The sequence below is a fragment of the Streptomyces sp. NBC_01537 genome, assembly GCF_045040445.1.
Lineage (GTDB): Bacteria > Actinomycetota > Actinomycetes > Streptomycetales > Streptomycetaceae > Actinacidiphila.
The window spans coordinates 9897392-9903391 of record NZ_CP109392.1; the positions used below are offsets into that span (position 1 = coordinate 9897392).

3 protein-coding genes and 1 pseudogene are annotated in these 6000 nt (G+C 67.4%); 2 read left to right on the plus strand and 2 right to left on the minus strand.

Annotation, left to right across the window (positions count from 1 at the left end; genetic code table 11):
- Positions 1-72: 72 nt before the first annotated feature.
- Positions 73-243: a hypothetical protein gene (locus tag OG607_RS45510; protein ID WP_405717056.1), complete on the plus strand. Its 171-nt coding sequence runs from the start codon at positions 73-75 to the stop codon at positions 241-243.
- 422 nt (positions 244-665) lie between these two features.
- Here the strand turns inward: OG607_RS45510 and OG607_RS45515 are convergent.
- A pseudogene (locus OG607_RS45515) lies at positions 666-1577 on the minus strand (sensor histidine kinase); the annotation flags it as partial.
- Positions 1578-2538: 961 nt separating this feature from the next.
- Here OG607_RS45515 and OG607_RS45520 point away from each other — a divergent pair.
- Complete coding sequence (locus tag OG607_RS45520; protein WP_405717054.1) at positions 2539-2766, plus strand: hypothetical protein; 228 nt, start codon at positions 2539-2541, stop codon at positions 2764-2766.
- Positions 2767-2916: 150 nt separating this feature from the next.
- Here OG607_RS45520 and OG607_RS45525 read toward each other — a convergent pair whose 3' ends face one another.
- On the minus strand, positions 2917-5562 hold the full coding sequence (locus OG607_RS45525; RefSeq protein WP_405717052.1) for a Helicase associated domain protein: 2646 nt from the start codon (positions 5560-5562) through the stop codon (positions 2917-2919).
- Positions 5563-6000: the final 438 nt, after the last annotated feature.

A 6000-nucleotide genomic window follows, 5' to 3' on the forward strand; every position in this document is an offset into this window, starting at 1 on the left:
TGTCTGGCAGCCTTTCGTGAAGGCCGTCAGTTAGCCAGCAGAACTGGAACCTGAGAGGTGGGGCAGGTCAAGATGTCACCCGATCGTGCGGCAGACCCCTTGTCGTGGTCAGCCATCCTGGACGGCGGCGCCGGCCTCGCCCACCGCATCACCACCGCCCAACACGGCACCCTCACCATCAACCCCACAAGCCCCGGCGCCCACTTCACCCTTCGCCTCCCCACCCGCGACACCACTCCGTAAGCAAGGCCGCGGCTGGCGGCGCGACTTGTCCCGTCCGGTTCATGGTTGAGCAGCAGAGCGAGGTGAGCAGGGCCGCAGTGACTGCCAGCCGCCACGCCGGGACCAAGGACTACGGTGACTGCTCAGGGCAGCCGTGCCGTGTTGTCGCTCTCGCCCCACGGCGTCCTGACGTGGAGCAGGTGCCCGTGCGCCTGGTGGCAGCTGCGAAGCGCGGCACCCGGATACAGCTGACGGTTTAGCCGAGGCCGGGTGTGTTCATGTTGCTTGGGTGTCGCCGCCGGCCCTGTTGTCCCGATGGTGTCATAAGATCAGGAATCCGCAGGCTGGCGTGGTCCTGGGTGCTGGTCTGTTGAGGGGGCGGGTTTGGGCTGGTCGGCTGCATGTCGGCCTCGTCGGGGAGGAACGGCGGATCCGGTGCCGTCGGGGCCCTGGGGGTGAGGCGGCGCTGCAGCGGCGAGCCCAGCCGGGGAGACGCCGTGGGGCAGCATCACGAGCGCGGTGGTGCCGCCGGAGTCCGACGGGCGGAGCTGGATGCGGATGCCGTGGCGCAGGGACAGCCGGCCGACCACGAACAGGCCCATGCGGCGGGCGACGGAGACGTCCACCGTCGGCGGGTTGGCGAGCCGCTCGTTGATGTCGTCCAGGTCCTCGGGGGACAGGCCAATGCCGGTGTCGTGGATTTCGATCAGCACACGGCCGTCGGGCAGCGCGTTACCGATGACCCGCACCTTGGTCTGCGGCGAGGAGAACGAGGTGGCGTTCTCCAGCAGCTCGGCGAACAGGTGGACGAGGTCGTTGACGACGCGGCTGGTGACCTGGGTGGGTGGCACTGAGGTGAGTTCGATGCGCTCGTACTCCTCTACCTCGGAGACGGCGGCGCGCAGCACGTCGGCCAGCGGGACCGGGCTGGTCCAGAGGCGGCCGGGCTCCTCACCGGCCAGGACGAGAAGGTTTTCGCCGTGGCGACGCATACGGACGGCGAGGTGGTCGAGTTTGAAGAGGCCTGCCAGCCGGTCCCGGTCCGTCTCCCGGCTCTCCAGCTCGTAGATCAGGCTCAGCTGGCGCTGGATGAGGCCCTGGCTGCGGCGCGAGAGGTTGGTGAACATCGCGTTGACGTTGCCTCGCAGCAGCGCCTGCTCGGCGGCTAGTCGGACGGCCTCGCGGTGGACCTCGTCGAACGCCCGTGCCACCTGGTTGATCTCGCCATGGGAGAAGACCCCCACAGATTCGACGGAGACGTCCACATCCTGCGGGTCGGACTCCGACAGGTGCTTGACCAGCTCTGGCAGTCTCCGGCGCGCAACATCTTGGGCGGCGTCGCGAAGCTGACGCAGGGCCTCGGACCTTTTCACTGCAGGGGGCCAGAGCTTACTGCCCTTCGCTTTCTCGATGATCTCCCTGGCCCGGAGCTCGGCCTCGGACAACTGATCATTCGCAGCCTGGACAAGCTCCTCGGCGCGCTTGCCGGCTGTCTGGATGATCTCAGCCGACTCCAGCCGGGCCTGCTGACGCAGTTCCTCGATTTCACTTCCGATGTGGGACCACAGCTCGTCAGCCTGCTGCTTCATCGCGGCCGCATCCTTGTGGGCCTGACTGGTCAGACGGTCCACTTCGGCCGCTGCCTCCCGGCGGATTTCCTCTGCCTGCTCATGCGCCTCGGTCCGCACCAACTCCGCTTCCGCAATTGCTTCCGCGACCGCTGCCTTAGTGGCGTGGCGGACCCGCCTCGATGACGCTTGCACTTCCCGTTGCCGGTACTTGACCTCCCTCCACCGATCCCGCCATTCGTCCACGCGCCCCGGATGCGAAACATGCGCCGGCGCTGCGCGCTGCTCCGGGGGCAGGAGGTTGGTGACGACGCGGACGAATTCCACGAGGGCATCCATGGAAGGCAACCGCTTGCCGGACAGGGCTTCGTTGATACCAGCCTTGGTCAGCTTCGGGCGGACGGATGCTTTGACGATCTCGCTGTAGGAAGGAGCGCCGAACTCGATGTGCAGGCGATTCAGGGCGTTGGTGAAGTCCGCCAGAGCCGCGTCATAGATCGCCATGGACTCAAGATCGTCCTCATCCACCCCATGACTCTTCTGCGTCACTGTTCCCCCTCTGGCACTACGCAGAGAACCCTAGAGGGCGGCTGCTCTGAACGTCCACAGATTCTCTTGAACGAACCTGAACGAATTCAGCGTTCGCCAAAGGTGCGTAAGCGTCTGTCACTTGGCCGCCGATGTACGGGATCTTGCGGGCCTGTCCGGGCCGCTTCGCATCACGCCAGGAGCAGGGTCTGCTGGAGACATGGACGACATCAGCACCAACTCCGTGCACCATGCCTCCGACACTGCGATCGCCACACCGTCACCAGACGAAGGGACACCGCAGCATCACCGCATACTGGATCTCGGCGCTTTGATCGCGCTACTGGGCCTGGTCGCTCTTGTGTACCTCGTCGTGGGGGACGTCGGCTTTTCGGCGATCATCAGCGCGGCAGCCGGGCTGTTTGGCATCTGGCGGGCCCGTCGGTGACGGCTGCACACGTTAGCCGCGAACCGATCGCCACAGCGCTGACGGGGCAACGGCACGCAGACGGCTGCGCCCTTCCTGTCGATCCACCTTATGCCGCATTGCCATGGCATGAGGTGCGGGTCGTCCGGCAGACCGCCCTCCTCAACCTCGTCATGCCCATTCGATGCCGAGTTTGGTGAGTGCTGCCCGCTGGGGTTCGGTGAGCTTGTCCCGCCTGGATTTGGTGTTACTCATAAATACCCCCAGCTTCAGAGCGTGCTCCTGGCCATCGACGACGATCCGTTCTACGTGGGTGCGGCCGACGACGTGGGTGCCTTCGCGTGCGATGTATTGCGCGAGGGCGGTGAGGCCCCGCTGGAACGCCGCTGGCATTTTGCTGCCAGCCGTGCTCTTCCTGGCAGGGGCGGGAGAGGGCCGTTCAGCGGGTTTGATGCCCAGCCCGGTCAGCCGTTCCTGTTGTTCGGTGGAGAGCTGCGCCCAGTCGCGGGCCTGCCGGGCAAGCCATTTCCCGAGGTCGTCGCCTTCGTAGAGGACGCCGGGGTGGATGTCGGGGAGGGTGCCGTCGGCGTCGAGGAGGTCGCGTAGGACGGCGTAGTGGCGTTGCCAGTCCAGGGGCCAGGGGCAGTCCCAGTCGGGGTCGATCGCGGCCAGTTGCTCCGCGCGGGCCTCCGTGCGCTCCGGGTTTTTGCCGAGGCCGCCCTTGCGGCGCAGATTGGCCATGTGCTGCCCGATTGGCTCCTCCAGCCACACGGCGTCCTGCCTCGGAGCGAGGTGGTTATGCGCCCGGTGGAAGCCTCGAAGGGCGGCCAGCTTGCTCTCCCATGCCTCGTCTCCGGGCTCCCACACCATTCCTTCGTCCTCGAGTTGGAGGCGGCGGTGGTCTTCGAGTTCGCCGGCGCGGTAGGCGCGCCGCTGCTGCGCCGTCCAGCGCCCCAAGGGAAACTGCGTGACACCGACGGTGACCTCGGTGTCGTACGGCACGGCGTACAGGCCCCTGATGCCGTTCTCGGCCCGCCAGCGCCGCAGCGCCTGGAAGCCCTCCAGCCAGACCAGGGATTCCGGCCGGTAGACCCGGGTGCGCAGGAACGCCGCGATCGTGGCGGCGTCGCGCGGGCCGGAGAACCGCATCAGCGCACTCTCGATCGCCTCGGGCTGCTCCTGGCCCTGCCCACCGTCTCCCTCTCCCTCCGCGCCCTCGCCCGCTGCCCTGGCCGCGATGATGCGGCCCTGGGCATCGCGCCGGACGTTGATGCGCCGCTGCTCCCGGCCCCGCGACAGGGCGCGGGAGGCGAGCTGCTCCACGAGGCGTTCCGAGTGTGAGCGCAGGCCCTGCAGGACGGCTACGAGAGGCTTGTAGCTGGAGGAGGCGACCATGTCCTCGGGGTTCTCGCCGGGCGCGAGGAAGACCGGCACGAGGATCCTGGCCACTTTGGTCGTGCCGTCCGGGTTCGGCCGCAAGGCTCTGCCGATGTTCTGGACGATCTCGACTTGGGAGCCGCGGGTGTCGGCGAAGCAGATCGCTTCCACGCCTCGCTCGCCGACGATGTCGACGCCTTCCCCGAGGACCCGCACCGAGCACAGGAACGCGCGGTGGACCCGACGCCCGGCGGCGTTGATGCCGTTGGCGAACTGCCGGATCACCTCGCGGCGTTCGGCGACCAGGTGGTCCCCGCACAGCCACTGCGCCCACACCCGGTTAGCGGGCACGTGCCGGTAGGTCTCCAGCTCGTACGGTTCCGCCCCCATCGAGGACGGCGGCAGCTGCGCGGCGTCTTCCAGGGCCTTGTCGGACACCTCGGTGGCGTAGAGCTCCGCAGCGGTCTCCGGCAGCTTCGCTGCGAAGGCTTCCGCTTCCTCCACGCGCTGGTGAAAAACCATCACGGTGTTGAGGTTGTGGGCTGCGGCGTGCTCCAGCAGTGCGGTCTGCAGCAGCGCCAGGCGCCGGCCCCGCAGCGCCTCCTCGGACAGCACCAGCATGGGGTCGGGGTCGCGGATCTCCAGGACGTCGATCTCGAACCCGGCCAAAATCCCGCGCTCGATGGCCTCGGACAGCCCGAGGTCTACGATCCGCTCGCCGTAGGTTCCCTCCGGGTCGGAGGTCATCGACGCGACCTCCAGTTCCTGGCCGTCCAGCCCTTTCTGCGGCCGAGGCGCGGCGAGGATCCGCGGGGTCGCGGTGAGGTAGAGCCTGTAGTCGGCGTGGATGCGCGCCTGGTCGTGGATGGCAGCCCAGGGCCGACCAAGATCACCAGCGGTTCCGTGGGCCTCATCCACCACAGCGAGGTCGAAGGGCGCGAGCCGCTGCCCGTACATCAGCTCCCCGCCCGCCAGCGCGTGCTCGATCGGCCCCCGGATCCTCCGCTTCCCGGTGATGTCCCTCGGGTCCTCCCGGTCCACCAGGGAGGCGTACGTGGCGAACACGACGACCGGACCACTGCCGGCCCACAGAGCGAGCTGGACCGGGTTGGTGGTGGTCCGCACCCCGAGCTGCTCCAGCACCTGGTCCTTCTCCAGCGAGCACACCGCCACCATCGGACTGCGGTGGCCGATCGCGCGCCACGCCTGGGCGGTCTGCACCAGCAGATCGAGGGTGGGCACCATGACCACGATCCGGCCGTCACGGAACAGGTCCAGCGCAGCCGCAGCAGCCGTGTACGTCTTCCCGGATCCGGTCGCGGACACCATCGTGGCGCGGGCCCCGTGTTCCGGCACGAGATTATTCGAAGGGAATCCGACCCACTTACGGATACGCGAATTCGCATCCACCTGATGTTCACGAAGCCGAATCGCAGACATTAGGAAAGCTCCATTCCATATCCCGGGGCCCTAATGGGAGGGGGTGTTCCAATATTCTGCCAAGCCTACATGCTGCATCTAACTGATACACGCACTACGCTGAAGCCCCACCAGGCGAGCCCCCGTCACCCCTTGCTGCCAGCCAGACCCGCGTAGCGGGTCCTGGTCCTGGAGGCGAAGCCGGAAGGACCCCGGGGTGGGGAAGTGCGCAGCACGCCCCAACTCCCCGTACTGCAGAAGGAATTAGTGGTACCTGACATGCGATCAACCAGGCCGTGCGAAGCACGGACTGACGGCCCGCAACGCGGGCCGTACCCACGGCCGTTGAAGCGAAGCGGAAACGGCCGGCCAGCGAAGCCGGGCACGGTGAGCGAAGCGAACCGCAATACCCCCGCGAAGCGGGGGTATTCACTTGCACATCGCGCAGCGATGTGGTAC

Coding starts and splice junctions, on each gene's coding strand:
- OG607_RS45525 (WP_405717052.1), bottom strand. CDS start 5,562: ATGTCTGCGATTCGGCTTCGTGAACATCAGGTGGATGCGAATTCGCGT.
- OG607_RS45510 (WP_405717056.1), top strand. CDS start 73: ATGTCACCCGATCGTGCGGCAGACCCCTTGTCGTGGTCAGCCATCCTG.
- OG607_RS45520 (WP_405717054.1), top strand. CDS start 2,539: ATGGACGACATCAGCACCAACTCCGTGCACCATGCCTCCGACACTGCG.